Origin of the sequence: Pseudomonas viridiflava (genome assembly GCF_001642795.1) — a bacterium.
Taxonomy (GTDB): Bacteria; Pseudomonadota; Gammaproteobacteria; order Pseudomonadales; family Pseudomonadaceae; genus Aquipseudomonas; species Aquipseudomonas viridiflava.
In genome coordinates this window covers 152,232-167,539 of record NZ_LKEH01000043.1, presented here as the reverse complement: position 1 = coordinate 167,539, position 15,308 = coordinate 152,232, and the positions used below count along the sequence as shown (strand labels likewise).

Genomic DNA, 15,308 nt, shown 5'->3' with positions numbered 1-15,308 from the left:
ATGTGCCGTGAGCGCTCTAGGCTGCTCCTTACAGGACGCCTGAGCGAGGCGTATCGGCAGGTTTCAGCAGATCCTTAGTTCAAGTTTGCCTATTTGTCTGCAAATTTTCCGCCAATGTAGATAGTTGGATGAATGTACAGAAAATTGCACTGAACGCCTTGGCATCAATGCCACCTAATCCTCTACGCGTCGCTTGAAACCGTGTTACGGCAAGGGGCATATCAGGTCGCTGCGGGTGTCAAAGGCTTTTCGGTCGGGCGTCTCGCAGCTATGCAGCCGGAGGACCGAATGGAACATGACATCATCCTTTTTTTCACCGAATCGGAATTTTTAGGCATTTCACTGGCGAACTGGATTCTGGCCATCGTCGCTTCGACGCTGAGCTTCGTCCTGGTTCGCGGTGCGATTGGTTTTGTATTGCGCAAGATCCGCACGCGTTCATCTGCGCCCAACGCGCAGTTGAGTTATATCGCCGTCGAGGTGTTATCCGGCACCAGCAATACGCTGATATTGCTGGCGTCACTGCTGATCGGCGTCGGCATGCTCGATTTGCCGGAGCGTTGGCTCGGGCGCGTCAGCAGCCTGTGGTTCGTGGTCGCGGCGCTGCAGGTCGGGCTGTGGGCGAATCGGGCGATTGCGCTGGCGCTGTATCGCTACTTCGCGCGTCACAGCACCACCAGCACCTTTCAAGGCAGTGCGCTGGCGACCTTGAGCCTCTGGGGCGCGAAGGTGCTGTTGTGGGCCACGGTGCTGATGGCGATGCTGTCCAACGTCGGGGTCAACATCACGGCGTTTGTGGCCAGCCTCGGCGTGGGCGGTATCGCCGTGGCGCTGGCGGTGCAGAACATTCTCGGCGATGTCTTCGCCTCGCTGGCCATCGCGGTGGATAAACCGTTCGAGATTGGCGACTTCATTGTCGTGGGTTCGCTTTCGGGTACTGTCGAGCACGTAGGCCTGAAGACCACGCGTATTCGCAGCCTGGGCGGCGAGCAGATCGTCATGGCCAATGCCGACATGATCGGCAGCACCATTCAAAACTACAAGCGGCTGCAGGAGCGGCGTATCGTCTTCGATTTCAGGCTGACCTATGACTGTTCCGTTGACCAGGTGCGTGAAGTACCGAAGAAGGTCGAAGAGATCATTCGCCGCCTGAAAAACGCGCGTTTCGACCGTTCGCACTTCCGCAGTTTTGGCGAGACGTCGCTGGAATTCGAGACGGTCTACATCGTGCTCGACCCCAGCTACAACGTCTATATGGACGTGCAGCAGACGATCAATCTGGAAATCATGGAGGCGTTTGCCGACATGGATGTGCGTTTTGCCTTCCCGTCACGCACGGTGTACGTGGCGTCCCTGCCCGAGTCCAGAGGGTCGAAGCGGACCGCTCTGGAGCTGGACAAGGCTCAGGCCTGACAGCCGATTCAGGCTTTGTGATGGTTGCTGAATTGCAAGGCGTTGGTGAGATCGCCCATGGGCTGCTGGCCCCGGGCGACCATTGCGTCGTCGCGACGCTTGAGGCCGTCGAGCTTTTCCAGGCCGTGAACGCGAGTGATCAGGCGCAGGATCGACGCGGTGTCGTAGACGGTGTGGTCGACCGTGCCTTTGCGGGCAAACGGTGAGATGACCAGCGCCGGAACACGTGTGCCGGGGCCGAAACGGTCGCCCTTGGGCGGTGCAACGTGGTCCCACCAGCCGCCGTTCTCATCCATGGTGATCACAATCACCATATTTTCCCATTGCGGACTGTTACGCAGCACCTTGACCACACGGTCTATGTGTCGATCGCCCGACGCCACGTCGGCATAGCCTGCGTGCATGTTCAGGTTGCCCTGAGGCTTATAGAAGGTAACGGCGGGCAGCTTGCCTGCTTCGGCATCGGCCAGAAAACGATTGGTGCTCGCTTCGTCACCCAGGCCACCATCACGCAACCGGCGTTTACGCTCGGCAGGGTTCTGAGGACCTTGCTTTACGAAGTAGTTGAACGGCTGGTGATGGTATTGAAAGTTGGGGATCTTCGGGATACCGGTGGAATCCTTGAATTCATCCAGCGTGACCTGCCAGGCGCCTGCGTACCACGCCCAGTCGATGTCCTTCTTCGACAGCTTGTCGCCGATGTGCTCATGATTCTGCGGCACCAGCACGTTGGCCAGATCCGGTTTGGAATAGTCGGGGTTCTGCGGGTCGCGCAGCCAGGTCGGCCAGTAGGGCGGGGCCAGGGTGTTGACCGCATAGTTATCCGGGGTGATCGCGCTGGGGCCAAACTGCGGCGGTCCTTCCATGGCGCTGGCGGGGGACTTGTCCAGCGGCTTGAGGCGCGGGTCTTCCGGGTTGTCGCTCTGCAGCGTGGCGATCTGTGATTTGGCAGGCGAGTTGGCGGCATCGGGATAGATCGGCGCCGTTGCTGAAATCAGGTACTGGTGGTTGAGGAACGAGCCGCCGAAAGCGCCCTGAAAAAAGTTGTCGCACAGCACGAATTCTTTCGCCACGTCCCACAGTCGCAGTGAGTATTGCGTCTGCGCATATTGACCCATGGTCAGTCCGCCGGAATCGGCCCAGGCCACGAAACGGTCGTTCTTGCCTTCGTTGATCTGCATCTGGTTCTGATAGAACACATGCCACAGGTCGCGGGTGACCAGGCTCAGCGGCAAGTCTTCATTGTTCGGACCCTTGAGCGGGAAGGGCGCGTTGGGCAGGTTTTCCTGAAACTGCACGCCAGCCGGGTAGGTCACGCCATCGACGCTCTGCGGACCGACCTGCAGCACGCCGCCCCAGGCGGGCGGCAGTTTGCTCAGCAAGCTTCCATCGCGGTCGCGCTGTTCATAATCAGCGGCCTTGAGGGAAGACAGCGGCTTTTCCACGCCTGGAAAGTTGCCGAACAGGTTGTTGAAACTGCGGTTTTCCGCGTAGATCACCACGACCGTCTTGACGTTGTCGCGCAGTGCCTTGTCCAGTGCTGCGCCGGTCAGGTGCTTCTCGGCTGCAGCAGGTGGCTTTTCACCGGCGGTGACGTAACTGCTGAGCGTAACGCCTGCGCCCAATGCTGCCATGCCGCCCAGAAAGCGACGACGGCTGGGGTGGAGGGTGGACTCGTCGTCGGGTCTGTCGGTCATCGCGAATACCTGTCTGAATTATGTGTTACCAAAGATTTCAGGCGAGCGTAGCGATGGAATATGACGCTATTGCTACAGCGCGAACAGCCTCTATTGATGAAAACATGTTCACGAACCGGCAAATTCGGCCGTCAGGCCACAATAAGCAGGACACCGGATGCAATTTTGTCCCTGCTCGGCTAGCATTGGCGGTCTTCCGCTTACCAGTCGCGACGGTTTTCAATGAGTTATCAGGTTCTTGCACGTAAATGGCGTCCGCGCTCGTTCCGCGAAATGGTCGGCCAGACACATGTGTTGAAGGCCCTGATCAACGCGCTCGACAGCCAGCGCCTGCACCACGCCTATCTGTTCACCGGCACGCGCGGTGTCGGCAAGACCACCATCGCGCGCATCATTGCCAAATGCCTGAACTGCGAAACCGGCATTACCTCAACGCCCTGCGGCGTCTGTTCGGTGTGCAAGGAGATCGATGAAGGTCGTTTCGTTGACCTGATCGAGATCGACGCCGCCAGCCGTACCAAGGTCGAAGACACCCGTGAATTGCTCGACAACGTGCAGTACGCGCCGAGTCGCGGACGCTTCAAGGTCTACCTGATCGACGAAGTGCACATGCTGTCCAGCCACTCGTTCAACGCCTTGCTCAAGACGCTTGAAGAACCGCCGCCCTACGTCAAGTTCATCCTGGCGACGACCGATCCGCAAAAGCTGCCGGCGACCATTCTGTCGCGCTGCCTGCAGTTTTCCCTGAAGAACATGACGCCGGAACGTGTGGTCGAGCATTTGACCCACGTGCTGGGTGTCGAGAACGTGCCGTTCGAAGACGACGCGCTGTGGTTGCTGGGCCGCGCCGCCGATGGTTCGATGCGCGACGCCATGAGCCTGACCGATCAGGCGATTGCCTTCGGTGAAGGCAAGGTCATGGCCGCCGATGTGCGCGCCATGCTTGGCACGCTGGACCATGGTCAGGTGTTCGATGTGCTGACTGCATTGTTGGAAGGCGATGCCCGAGGCGTGCTTGAAGCCGTGCGCCATCTGGCCGAGCAGGGGCCAGACTGGAACGGTGTGCTCTCGGAAATTCTTAACGTGCTGCACCGCGTGGCGATTGCCCAGGCGCTGCCCGAGGGTGTCGACAACGGTCATGGCGACCGTGATCGCGTCCTCGCTCTGGCGCAGGCGCTGCCGGCCGAAGACGTGCAATTCTATTACCAGATGGGCCTGATCGGCCGACGTGACCTGCCTCTGGCGCCCGACCCGCGTGGCGGTTTCGAGATGGTGCTGCTGCGCATGCTGGCGTTCCGGCCGGCCGATAGCGAGAACGCGCCGAGGCAGCCGCTAAAGCCGGTGGGGATCAGCCAGGCCACGGCTGATTCCCAAAGGGCAGTGGCCGATGCGACACCTGTTGCATCGGTGCCTTCCCAACCGCCTGTGATGGCAGCGCCCGATCCTGCTTTTGAAGCGACGGTGCCCGCACCTGAACCGGCTCCGGTCAAAGCTGCGCCGGTGAAGCCTGAGCCTGAACAGGCTCAACCCGCACCGCCAGCGGCTGCCGAAGAAATCGATCTGCCGTGGAACGAGCCGAAAACGCCCGTGGCCGATGTGATACCCGAGCCTGTCGCCGAGCCCGCCGAAGCGCCGGTTGCCGATCCCGTTCTGGAAACCCTCGGCGAACAGCCTGATCTGACGCCCATGCCGACGCCTGCGCCCGCAAGTCCCGTACCGGACGCGCCGCAGGTCGAGGAGCAACAGGCGCAGGAACAGCCTGCCGAAGAACCCCAGCCGGTTGCCGAGCAGGCTGTCACGCCAGCCATGCTCGAAGCCATTCCGGATGCAGCGTATCTGTCAGCCCCCATGGACCGCGACGACGAGCCGCCACCGGACGATGACTATGTCGAGCCGGATGTGGACATCGACCCTGCGTCCTATGCTTACCTGGACGAGCTGGCGCATGAGAGCGTCGGTGACGCCGAACCGGTCGAGCCCGAGCCGACGCCTGCTGCCATGCCCGCCACGGGCCTTGCGCTGGAATGGCTGGAGATGTTTCCCGGCTTGCCAATCTCCGGCATGACCGGCAGCATCGCCGCCAACTGTACGCTGATGGGCAAGGAGGGCGATCACTGGTTGCTGCACCTGGACCCGGCGCACAGCGCACTGTTCAACTCGACCCAGCAGCGTCGCCTGAACGACGCGTTGAACCAGTTCACGGGCCGCACGATCAATCTGTCTATCGAGCTGATCAAGCCCGAGCAGGAAACCCCTGCCCAGGCCGCATCGCGTTTGCGTGCCCAGCGCCAGCGCCAGGCCGAGGCCTCGATTCATGCCGATCCGTTCATTCAGCAGATGCTGCAGCAGTTTGGCGCGATGATTCGAGAAGATACGATCAAGCCTGTGGATGCTCCGGCAGCGCAGACTCAATAACTGACAGCACGGCGCTTCGCGCGCTGCGCAAATGAACCATCCATATTCGAGGAGATATCCCATGATGAAAGGTGGCATGGCTGGCCTGATGAAGCAGGCCCAGCAAATGCAGGAAAAAATGGCCAAGATGCAGGAAGAACTTGCCAACGCGGAAGTCACCGGTCAATCGGGCGCAGGTCTGGTGAGCGTGGTGATGACCGGTCGTCATGACGTCAAGCGCATCAATCTGGATGACAGCCTGATGCAGGAAGACAAGGAAGTGCTGGAAGACCTGATCGCCGCCGCCGTCAACGACGCCGTGCGCAAGATCGAACAGGCCAGCCAGGAAAAGACCGCCTCCATGACCGCCGGCATGCAACTGCCGCCAGGCATGAAGCTGCCGTTCTGACGGTTGCTGTTGCGGGTATCAATGCCAGGCCATGTGCCTGGCATTTTTTTTGACCGCAGGACTGTGCCGGACACTGAAACTTCTGTGCGACCAGACAAATGGGACGCGGAGCGTTCCGGGCTGCATGCCCACGCAGAGCACTCATCGTTATACACAAGTCCGCCTCAACACTGATCGTGATGATCGTTCCTACGCTCTGCGTGGGAATGCCTCCCGTGACGCTCCGCGTCACAAATGGCACAGATTGCGGATTCAGTGAGCCGAGCGCATGACATGGATAACGCTGGAGCTTGTCCATGCATCTGCGCCACATTCAAGAGCGGACGCGGAGCGTCCTGGGAGGCATTACTACGCAGAGCGCTCATCGTTATACACAAGTCCNTCGACACTGATCGTGCCCATGCTCCGCGTGGGTATGCCTCCCGTGACGCTCCGCGTCACAAATGGCACAGATTGCGAATTCAGTGAGCCGAGCGCATGACGTGGATAACGCTGGAGCTTGGGCACACATCTGAGCCACATTCGAGAGCGGACACGGAGCGTCCTGGGAGGCATTCCCACGCGGAGCGTAGGAACGATCAGCGTGATCTCAAGCACGCCGATCATGCCCATGCCTGTGCTCAGCGTTATACCCGAGTCTTGCTGCGACCACGGAATACTGTGGGAGGCGGCTTGCCGGCGATGCTTTTTCTGAAGCGACCTATCAGCGACTGAACGGACGCCATCGCCGGCAAGCCGCCTCCCACGGGGCATGCATTCAGTCAGATACTTACGTTTTGGCCCCCGTTTTGCGCGTCTTGCGGACTTGTGTATAACGACGAGCGCAGAGCGTGGGCACGATCAGTGTGAAGGCGATTCCGGCTGAAACGTACGCTGGCGTGCTTACTCTGCGCCAAACCCGACAATTGCCTTGGTCTCCAGATACTCCTCAAACCCTTGCACCCCGTACTCGCGCCCGTTGCCGGAGCGTTTGTAGCCGCCGAACGGCGCCATCGGATTCCAGGCCGGGTAGTTGAGGAGCACTTGACCGGCGCGGATCCGGGAGGCCACGGCACGAGCCTGCTGCAGGTCCTGGCTTTGCACGTGCGCCCCCAGCCCATAGACCGTGTCGTTGGCGATGGCCACCGCTTCATCCACTGTCTCGTAGGCGATCAGGCACAGCACCGGGCCGAAGATTTCTTCCTGAGCGATGCGCATCGAAGTGTTCACGTTGGAGAACACGGTAGGGCGGGCATAGAAGCCTTTCTCGAAACCCTCGACACGACCCGGTCCGCCGCAGAGCAGCTTCGCGCCTTCGCCAAGTCCTGCTTCGATCATCGCCTGCACGCGATGAAACTGGGCTTCGTTGGCGATAGGTCCCAGCACTGTGTTTTCCGACTGCGGGTCGCCGACGATGATTGCGTTGGCGGTTTCGATGGCCAGCGCTTCAACTTCCGCCAGACGATTTTTCGGCACGATCATGCGCGTCGGTGCACTGCACGACTGGCCGACGTTGCGGAACGCCGCCATGACGCCCAGCGGCACGGCCTTGGCGAAATCGGCATCGGGCAACAGCACGTTGGGGGATTTGCCCCCCAGTTCCTGCGTAACACGTTTCACGGTCGGAGCGGCCGCCTGGGCGACCAGGGCACCTGCGCGATTGGAGCCGGTGATGGAAATCATGTCGATGTCAGGGTGCGCCGCCATCGCGCCACCGACTTCCGGGCCGCTGCCATTCACCAGATTGAAGACCCCGGCAGGCAGGCCCGCGTCGTGTACCAGTTGCGCGAACAGCAATGCGCTCAAGGGCGACAGTTCGCTGGGCTTGAGTACCACGGTACAACCTGCGGCAATGGCCGGAGCAACCTTGGCGGTGATCTGATACAGCGGCCAGTTCCACGGCGTAATAAGACCGCAGACTCCGATGGGCTCACGCTGAATCGCCGTGCTGCCTTCGACGGTCTGGAACGCATAAGTGCCCAGCAAATCCCGCGCAACCCGAACGTGCTCGGCCGCCAGCGGCACCTGCATCGCCCGCGCCGAGCTGATGGAGGCGCCCATTTCCAGGGACAAGGCCTGCGCCAGGTCTTCCTTGCGCTCGATGATCAGTTCATGGATGCGGCCAATCACCTGAGCCCGTACTTCTGCCGGAGTGCCGGACCAACCGGCAAAGGCCGCTCGTGCCGCTGCCACGGCGCGATCCACGTCGGCTGCGGTACCGCTGGCGACGTGTGCGACAACCTCTTCGGTGGCCGGATTGATCACCGGCAGCGTCGCCGCAACTGCGGGAGCTCGCCAGCGGCCATCGATGTAAAACTGCTGCGCCGTGTGCAGATCGACGCGATGGCTGTTCGGGGAATGTATGGTCATCCAGCGGGCTCCCTGGAGCGAGAAAAGATCGGCGGCAGCAGACGGCCCTTGAAGGCCAATCCGTTTCATATCAATAAGCTAACAAAGCGATCTGGATAAAAAGCGCCGATCTTGAAGGCTGCGAAGAATAATCTGCTGTATGCGGGCCGCTAAGCGCATGGAGCTGTTTTTGGCACGCGTACCAGCGCTTCAATCTCGATCAGATAGCCATGGTGCAGTTCCGGAACGGGAACCACGGCGCGGGCTGGGCGATGCAGGCCCAGATAGCTGGCGTAGATCCGGTCGAAGGCGGGCCAGTGTTTGACGCCTGCCACGTAGACCGTAACCTTGATCAGGTCCTCGATGCTGCATTCGGCAGCCGTGATAATCGCCAGCAGGTTGTCCAGCGCGATGGCCGTCTGTACCTCGAACGGCTCGTCGACACTGTGGCTGCCGTCAGCGCGTATCGGAAGTTGCCCCGAGACGTACAGCGTGTCCTGATGCCGCACGGCCTGTGAATAATGCCCGCCCGGCGCGGCGGCATGGGGGGTATGGATCAGCTCGAGATCACCAGCCATGCAAGCGACTCCAAGTGTGCACGCTGCCTTCGGCATCCAGCGCGTGATAGTCAGGAAACTGCGCGCCGGTGGCGCACGCGTGGTTGGGCAGGATCCGCAGCCGACTGCCAATCGGGAAGCGCTCAGTGATATCGCCGCAGTCCTCGGCCGCCAGGGTAATAATGCCGTGTTCCTGATTGGCGCCGGTCACGCGCGCGCCTTCGATCCAGTCGCCGCTTTCGGTGCAGACCTGGCCGTAGCCGAAATCCTGGCGCTGACGCTGTGTGCCGCGGTCACGGCTCATGGCCATCCAGCCCGCGTCCACGATGATCCAGCCCTTGTCCTGCTGGTGACCGATAACTGTGGTCAGTACGCTCAGCGCAAGCTCATCGGCCGCGCAGACGCCGATGTTGTGCATCACCAGATCGAAAAACACATAAACCCCGGCCCTGACCTCGGTCACGCCTTCCAGGCTCTGCGCCGAGAGGGCTGTGGGCGTGGAGCCGATACTGACCTCGGGGCAGGGCAGTCCGGCGTCACGGATGCGCCCGGCAGCACTGACGCACAGAGAGCGCTCCTGTTCGGCCATCGCCTCTAGTGCTTCGGGCGTATCCAGATCGTAGCTGGACCCGGCGTGGGTCATTACGCCACGCAATTGCATGCCGCCTTCGATCAGCAATCGCGCCACCGCTACCAGTGTCTCGTCATCGGCCGCCAGACCGGAGCGATGGCCGTCGCAGTCGATTTCGATCCACACCTCGAAACGCTCATCGTGCTCCTGCCCGAACGCGACGATGTGCTGCGCAGCAACGACGCTGTCAGTCAGGATGCTCAGGCGGTAGCCCTTGCGGCGCAGGGCCAGTGCCTGATGCAGTTTGCCGGGTGCCATGGCGACGGCGTAGAAGACGTCGTCGATCCCGTTGGCAAAACAATATTCGGCTTCTTTAAGTGTCGAGACCGTCACGCCGCAGGCACCGGCGGCCAGTTGCGCCTCAATGACCGGCAGGGATTTGCTGGTCTTGACGTGCGGCCGCAGGCGTACGCCGAGTTTATTCATGCGTTGCTGCATGCGCTGGATGTTGTGCTGCATGCGTGACACGTCGATCAGCGCGACGGGCGTATCAAGGGATGGCGGTAAGTTGGGCATCAGAGAGGCTGACATGTGTTGCGCTCGTGTGGCTGGGTACGCATTCACTCTACTGTTCGATAATGAAGCTGTGGTTCAATCAGTCTTCATCAATCCTTAAGATGAACTGAATGATTGCCATCGAAGATTTGCGTCTGGCGGTAACGCTGTCGCGTTGTGAGTCACTCAGTGCGGCGGCCAGAGTGCTTAACGTTTCGCCACCGGCGTTGTCGATGCGGCTGCGCAAGCTGGAAACGCAACTGGGTATTACGTTGGCCAACCGGGATGCCCGCCGCTTGAGCCTGACTGCCGATGGCGAGCGCTTCGCCCGGGAAAGCGCGTATTTGCTGGAACAACTGGAAGCGCTGCCGGAGTCTTTCAAACAGCGTGACGAACGCCTGGTCGGCACGCTCAGGCTGGCCGCGCCCTTCGGCTATGGCCGCCAGCGTATCGCGCCGCTGCTGGCGCGCTTCGCCAGACTGCATCCACAACTGCGCCTGCACCTCGACCTGCGTGAAACGCCCTGGCCGGATCGACACGACAGTGATGCCGTGATTCATATCGGCAGCCTCAACGACAGCCTGTGGATCGCCCGCACGCTGGCGCACAACAACCGCTGGCTGTGCGCCAGCCCTGCGTATCTGGAGCAGCACGGCATTCCTGCCTCGCCTGACGAGCTGGCAGGTCATCGCTGCATCTGTATCCGGGAAAACGACGAAGACGTGACCCTCTGGCACATGAGCAAAGGTGCGACAAAGAAAACCCTGCGCATTGAGCCAGCCCTGTTGACCAACGACGGCTCTGTGGCCCGTCGCTGGGCCGAGCAGGGGCTGGGCATCGTGCTCCGCTCGCAGTGGGACGTCAGCGACGCCATCGCCAGCGGCGCACTGGTGCGCGTGCTCGCCGACTGGCAACTGACCAGCGCCCCCATCAATCTGCTGGTGCCGGTCCGCAAACAACGCAGCGCGCGGGTGCAGGCGCTGATGGAGTTTCTGGAGATGGCGTTGAAGGTGTGATCAGCGGTTGTAATTCACTGAATCAGCTTGTGCCCGAAGGGTGTAGGAGTTCTCACAGGTTGCGACGGCAGCGATGGGCTGTGCAGCTCACCCAGGTTGTATCTGACACTCCGCATGTGCAGGTTTTGCTGCCGGTTCCCGGCAGATCGCCGGCAAGCCGCCTCCCACAGTCCGGCGTCGCAGCACCGGCTATTGGTCGCACCCCTTCAACCCCGAATTGACGCTGGCGGCAACGCGCGGGTATAAACCGCGTCTTGTGTTTTTGTCGGACTTTTCTTCATGAGCTTCAGCCCCCTGATTCGCCAGTTGATCGATGCCTTCCGCGTGCTGCCGGGCGTTGGTCAGAAAACCGCGCAGCGTATGGCGCTGCAGTTGCTGGAGCGTGATCGCAGCGGCGGTTCGCGGCTGGCGCTGGCCTTGAGTCAGGCGATGGAAGGTGTCGGCCACTGCCGCCTGTGTCGCACGCTGACCGAAGAAGAACTCTGCCCGCAATGCGCCGATGTGCGCCGTGACGATACGCTGCTGTGCGTGGTCGAAGGGCCGACCGACGTCTACGCCGTGGAGCAGACCGGCTATCGCGGTCGCTATTTCGTGCTCAAGGGCCACCTGTCGCCACTCGATGGCCTTGGCCCCGAGGCCATTGGCATTCCGCAACTGATGGAGCGCATCGCCGGGCAGGGCACGTTCACTGAAGTCATCCTGGCGACCAACCCCACCGTGGAAGGCGAGGCCACCGCTCATTACATCGCCCAGTTGCTCAACCAGAAAGGCCTGATCGCCTCGCGCATCGCCCACGGCGTGCCGCTGGGTGGCGAGCTGGACCTTGTGGACGGCGGCACGCTGGCGCATTCGTTTGCCGGACGCAAGCCGATTGCGATGTAAGCACCGTTTTGCCGCTGCGGGTCTTTGGCCTTAACGACGCGGCGTAATATCCCGCTCTACCGGCGGTGCATCCGGGTCCTGACCTTCGGGGAACTTGCCCCGCAGATGCCAGGCAAACGCGATGATTTCGGCGATGGTGCGGTACAGCGGTTCTGGGATGCTGTCGCCCAGTTCCAGGCGGGCCAGCAGTTTGACCAGTTCGGCGTTTTCGTAAATGGGGACTTCGTATTGGCGGGCGATGTCCAGAATGGCTTCGGCCAGTTGGTCGTCGCCCTTGGCGCTCAGGGTTGGGGCGCTTTGGCCGTCGTAGCTGAGTGCGATCGCCTGGCGCGGTGTGTCGTCGGTTCTGCTCATCAGGCGTTCTCGTCAATCCAGCGTTGTTCCAGAGCCGTTCGCGGACCCTGGGGTGGTGTGCCGTGGTTGCAGGCCAGTTCGCCGACGGCCAGGCCGCAGGCGATCAGCCGCTCGCGCAAATGGCCCAGTTCCTGGCCGATCAACGCTGCGCTGTCGGGCCGCTCGGCCCACAGCTGGCTTGATAACGTGCCGCGTAATAATTGGGCATGAACCTGCATCGGCCCCAGCGGTTCGAGATCGAACGCCAGATCGACCTTCCAGAGCTTCTCCCGGGTTTCCTGAACGTCGCCGTCAGCCTTTTCATGGGAGGCTTCTTCGTCCGGCTTGTCCTCGCGCTGCACTTTGACCTGCAAAGGCACGATGTCGTGGGCGTTGCGCATCGGCACTTCCATTTGCCAGGTAGTGACCTGCGTGCCGTCGGCGTTGGTGCGGGTCTGGTCCAGTCCGCCAAGTTGATGGCTTTGCACGCGTGAAACGGCGGCTGCGGCGAGCTTGAGCAGTATTTCCAGATCCTCTTCCTTCTCGCTGCCACTGACCGAACGTGATGGTAGCGGAAAGACGCTCGGCTGGGTGCGCGCTGCGACAAGACCCAAAGTGCCCAGTGCATTGCGGACGGCATTGGGCATGACCCGCGCCAGGGTGTTGGACGCTGCTGCTGCGTTATAGGTGCTGTTGTCTGGCAGGCCCGGCAGAATCTGCGCGATCAGGCGGGTCAGGCTGGCTTTCAGGTCCGGCACCTGCATTGGATTCATGCCGGCCTGCAGTTTCGCCTCAAGAAACAGGCCGCTAGCGTTGAGGGCCTGGGCGACGGTTCTGGGCGAGGTCATCTGTTCGACATCCGGGATGTCGGCCAGCAATTGGTTAATGCTGGCCTGTAGGGGCGCGCTGATTGCCGGACTGTTGCGCGGCAGGTTTTGCAGGGCGTTGAACAGGTTTTCCAGCGAGCCCTGACGGCTCTGCTGGGTGGCCAGTTGCTGTGCCACGGCCAGTTGGTCGAAACGGCCGGGCAGGGCGACGAAGTTCAGGGCCTGATTGCCCTGCACCTGAGCGCTGAGCAGGCTGCCGACTTTCAAGGGCTGCGGGCTGTCGATGGTCAGGCTGGCGCCTGCCTGTACGGTGTTCAGCAGCATCACGATCGAGCGATAAGTGGCTGGCGCAGCGGCTGCGGTGGTCGCGGGCATGTTGGCCAGTTGGCTGACCGCCTGAGCGATGACCTGAGTGGTCAACACCTTGCCCTGCAATAGCGTGCCGACCGGCAGTTGTCGGGTGTCGATACTGGTCAGCGAATTTTTCAGAGCGCTGTTGAGCTGCTGCAAAGTCAGTGTCAATTCGTTGGGCGAGGCCTGTGTCAGTTGTAACAGGCTGCCGGGCGTGAACGGCACGGCGCTGCTGACGGGCAGGTTGGTCTGGGTGCCGTTGGCGAGGATCAGTTTGAGCAGCAACTGGAAATTCTGGTCGACTTGCTTGAGGGTCAGCACTTCGGCTTCGGCGGTCTGGCCTTCGGGTATCAGCTGGGCCGACGCCTGCAGCAATGTCAGGACCTGTGCCTGGGTGATGTTGGCGCGTAGCTGTGCAGTCGTCGGGACCGCTGCGGGAACGCTGGTGATATCGCCTGTCATTGAATATCCGACCTGAGGAAATTGCCCCTTGGGTGTCAGGACTCGTATGTATAATACCGACCCAAAGCGGTCTGGCCGTCATTAAGTTCCCTTCATGTAACGGCCGCTTCATGCTCGACTTGAACTGCCATTTCCTCCGTTTGTGCTGTTATCGGCGCATTTCGAGACAACGCGATACTGGAAGCGCTCGATGACTGCTGTGACTCCACTTCTGCACGCCACTGCGCTGACTTGCGAGCGCGACGGACGGCTGTTGTTCGAGAACCTTGATCTCGCGCTGAAGGCTGGCGACCTGTTGCAGGTCAGCGGTCCCAATGGCAGCGGCAAGACCAGCCTGTTGCGCATGCTGTGCGGGCTGATGCAGCCCACAGAGGGGCAGGTGATGTTCAACGGCCATGCGCTGGGCCGTCAGCGTCCGCAGCTGACCGGTCTGTTGGTGTGGATCGGCCATGCGTCAGGGCTCAAGGAATTGCTGACGCCGCTGGAAAACCTGTCCTGGCTGTATGCGTTGCAGGGGAATGGCGAGCCTGCCGATTTCGAGCAGGCGCTGGAGACGGTCGGGTTGAGCGGTTTTGAAGACGTGCCTTGCCACGCCTTGTCGGCCGGACAGCAGCGTCGCGTTGCACTGGCTCGCCTTTATTTGCCGGGTCCTCCGATCTGGATACTCGACGAACCCTTCACTGCGCTGGACCAGCAGGGCATCAGTCAGCTGGAAGCCTGTCTGACTGAACACTGTGCGCGGGGCGGCGTCGTGGTGCTGACCACTCATCATGTGCTGGGCCTAAAGCCTGCCGGTTATCGACAACTGGATCTGGGAAACAGACCGGCATGAGCAATGTGTTCATTCTGTTGCTGCAGCGCGAGGCACTACTGTTGGCGCGGCGTCCGGCAGAGCTGGCCAATCCGCTGGTGTTCTTTGCCATCGTGATTGCGTTGTTCCCGCTGGCCGTCGGGCCGGAGACGCAATTGTTGCAAACCTTGTCGCCGGGGCTGGTCTGGGTAGCGGCGCTGTTAGCCGTGCTGCTCTCGCTGGACGGGCTGTTTCGCAGTGATTTCGAGGACGGATCGCTGGAACAGTGGGTCCTTTCGCCGCACCCTCTGGCCCTTCTGGTTCTGGTCAAGGTACTGGCACACTGGGTCTTTTCCGGGCTGGCGCTGGTGCTGGTGGCGCCCGTGTTGGCCTTGATGCTGGGGTTGCCGGGACACTGCGTGCCGGTGCTGATGCTGTCGCTGCTGCTGGGCACGCCGGTGTTGAGCCTGCTGGGTGCGGTGGGTGCCGCGCTGACCGTCGGGCTCAAGCGTGGCGGACTGTTGCTGGCGCTGCTGATTCTGCCGCTGTACATCCCGGTGCTGATTCTGGGCAGCGGGGCGTTGCAGGCGGCCTTGCAAGGTATGCCCGCGACCGGTCATCTGCTGTGGTTGGGCAGCCTGACGGCACTTGCGGTTACCCTGACACCCTTTGCGATAGCCGCTGGCCTGAAGATCAGTGTCGGCGAATAATTGAGGTTCCGGG

13 protein-coding genes are annotated in these 15,308 nt (G+C 61.4%); 7 read left to right on the top strand and 6 right to left on the bottom strand.

Features of this window, described 5'->3' with window-relative positions:
- Positions 1 to 288 precede the first annotated feature (288 nt).
- Entirely contained in the window at positions 289 to 1,413 is a 1,125-nt protein-coding gene (locus tag AO065_RS21105) for a mechanosensitive ion channel family protein (RefSeq protein ID WP_004886067.1), read from the top strand.
- An 8-nt stretch (positions 1,414 to 1,421) separates the two neighbouring features.
- On the opposite strand, the gene AO065_RS21100 is transcribed toward AO065_RS21105, so the two are convergent.
- Positions 1,422 to 3,110, bottom strand: a complete 1,689-nt coding sequence (locus AO065_RS21100) for an acid phosphatase (protein ID WP_004886064.1) — start codon at positions 3,108 to 3,110, stop codon at positions 1,422 to 1,424.
- Between the two features lie 222 nt (positions 3,111 to 3,332).
- Here AO065_RS21100 and dnaX point away from each other — a divergent pair, with 222 nt between their 5' ends.
- Complete coding sequence (dnaX, locus tag AO065_RS21095) at positions 3,333 to 5,525, top strand: DNA polymerase III subunit gamma/tau (protein WP_054540909.1); 2,193 nt, start codon at positions 3,333 to 3,335, stop codon at positions 5,523 to 5,525.
- A 61-nt stretch (positions 5,526 to 5,586) separates the two neighbouring features.
- Complete coding sequence (locus AO065_RS21090) at positions 5,587 to 5,913, top strand: YbaB/EbfC family nucleoid-associated protein (RefSeq protein WP_004886053.1); 327 nt, start codon at positions 5,587 to 5,589, stop codon at positions 5,911 to 5,913.
- A gap of 882 nt (positions 5,914 to 6,795) precedes the next feature.
- Here the strand turns inward: AO065_RS21090 and AO065_RS21085 are convergent.
- The 3 genes from AO065_RS21085 to AO065_RS21075 form a co-directional block, all read right to left on the bottom strand.
- Positions 6,796 to 8,262, bottom strand: coding sequence for an aldehyde dehydrogenase family protein (locus AO065_RS21085; RefSeq protein WP_004888127.1), 1,467 nt, complete (start codon positions 8,260 to 8,262; stop codon positions 6,796 to 6,798).
- A 149-nt stretch (positions 8,263 to 8,411) separates the two neighbouring features.
- Positions 8,412 to 8,819 (bottom strand): RidA family protein, encoded by a 408-nt coding sequence (locus tag AO065_RS21080; RefSeq protein ID WP_004888129.1) that lies wholly within the window; start codon positions 8,817 to 8,819, stop codon positions 8,412 to 8,414.
- Entirely contained in the window at positions 8,809 to 9,945 is a 1,137-nt protein-coding gene (locus tag AO065_RS21075; protein ID WP_032652535.1) for a DSD1 family PLP-dependent enzyme, read from the bottom strand. The genes AO065_RS21080 and AO065_RS21075 overlap by 11 nt, the downstream gene beginning before the upstream one ends.
- 110 nt (positions 9,946 to 10,055) lie before the next feature.
- Between AO065_RS21075 and AO065_RS21070 the strand changes: the two genes are divergently transcribed.
- Complete coding sequence (locus tag AO065_RS21070) at positions 10,056 to 10,940, top strand: LysR family transcriptional regulator (protein WP_004888132.1); 885 nt, start codon at positions 10,056 to 10,058, stop codon at positions 10,938 to 10,940.
- A 279-nt stretch (positions 10,941 to 11,219) separates the two neighbouring features.
- Complete coding sequence (recR, locus tag AO065_RS21065; protein ID WP_004888133.1) at positions 11,220 to 11,822, top strand: recombination mediator RecR; 603 nt, start codon at positions 11,220 to 11,222, stop codon at positions 11,820 to 11,822.
- Positions 11,823 to 11,852: 30 nt separating this feature from the next.
- Here recR and AO065_RS21060 read toward each other — a convergent pair whose 3' ends face one another.
- Positions 11,853 to 12,176 carry an EscU/YscU/HrcU family type III secretion system export apparatus switch protein gene (locus AO065_RS21060; protein ID WP_004888135.1) on the bottom strand — a complete coding sequence of 108 codons (324 nt, stop codon included), beginning with the start codon at positions 12,174 to 12,176 and terminating at the stop codon, positions 11,853 to 11,855.
- Positions 12,176 to 13,795 carry a flagellar hook-length control protein FliK gene (gene fliK / locus AO065_RS21055; RefSeq protein WP_004888137.1) on the bottom strand — a complete coding sequence of 540 codons (1,620 nt, stop codon included), beginning with the start codon at positions 13,793 to 13,795 and terminating at the stop codon, positions 12,176 to 12,178. Before fliK ends, AO065_RS21060 begins: the two co-directional genes overlap by 1 nt.
- A gap of 190 nt (positions 13,796 to 13,985) precedes the next feature.
- Between fliK and ccmA the strand changes: the two genes are divergently transcribed.
- Both ccmA and ccmB read left to right on the top strand, forming a co-directional pair.
- The gene (gene ccmA / locus AO065_RS21050) at positions 13,986 to 14,627 is read left to right on the top strand and encodes a cytochrome c biogenesis heme-transporting ATPase CcmA (RefSeq protein ID WP_004888138.1); all 642 of its coding nucleotides are present in this window, start codon (positions 13,986 to 13,988) and stop codon (positions 14,625 to 14,627) included.
- Positions 14,624 to 15,295 (top strand): heme exporter protein CcmB, encoded by a 672-nt coding sequence (gene ccmB, locus AO065_RS21045; protein ID WP_004888140.1) that lies wholly within the window; start codon positions 14,624 to 14,626, stop codon positions 15,293 to 15,295. Before ccmA ends, ccmB begins: the two co-directional genes overlap by 4 nt.
- The last annotated feature ends 13 nt before the right edge of the window (positions 15,296 to 15,308 follow it).

Coding starts and splice junctions, on each gene's coding strand:
- fliK (WP_004888137.1), bottom strand. CDS start 13,795: ATGACAGGCGATATCACCAGCGTTCCCGCAGCGGTCCCGACGACTGCA.
- ccmB (WP_004888140.1), top strand. CDS start 14,624: ATGAGCAATGTGTTCATTCTGTTGCTGCAGCGCGAGGCACTACTGTTG.
- AO065_RS21080 (WP_004888129.1), bottom strand. CDS start 8,819: ATGGCTGGTGATCTCGAGCTGATCCATACCCCCCATGCCGCCGCGCCG.
- AO065_RS21075 (WP_032652535.1), bottom strand. CDS start 9,945: ATGCCCAACTTACCGCCATCCCTTGATACGCCCGTCGCGCTGATCGAC.
- AO065_RS21085 (WP_004888127.1), bottom strand. CDS start 8,262: ATGACCATACATTCCCCGAACAGCCATCGCGTCGATCTGCACACGGCG.
- AO065_RS21060 (WP_004888135.1), bottom strand. CDS start 12,176: ATGAGCAGAACCGACGACACACCGCGCCAGGCGATCGCACTCAGCTAC.
- recR (WP_004888133.1), top strand. CDS start 11,220: ATGAGCTTCAGCCCCCTGATTCGCCAGTTGATCGATGCCTTCCGCGTG.
- AO065_RS21070 (WP_004888132.1), top strand. CDS start 10,056: ATGATTGCCATCGAAGATTTGCGTCTGGCGGTAACGCTGTCGCGTTGT.
- dnaX (WP_054540909.1), top strand. CDS start 3,333: ATGAGTTATCAGGTTCTTGCACGTAAATGGCGTCCGCGCTCGTTCCGC.
- ccmA (WP_004888138.1), top strand. CDS start 13,986: ATGACTGCTGTGACTCCACTTCTGCACGCCACTGCGCTGACTTGCGAG.
- AO065_RS21105 (WP_004886067.1), top strand. CDS start 289: ATGGAACATGACATCATCCTTTTTTTCACCGAATCGGAATTTTTAGGC.
- AO065_RS21090 (WP_004886053.1), top strand. CDS start 5,587: ATGATGAAAGGTGGCATGGCTGGCCTGATGAAGCAGGCCCAGCAAATG.
- AO065_RS21100 (WP_004886064.1), bottom strand. CDS start 3,110: ATGACCGACAGACCCGACGACGAGTCCACCCTCCACCCCAGCCGTCGT.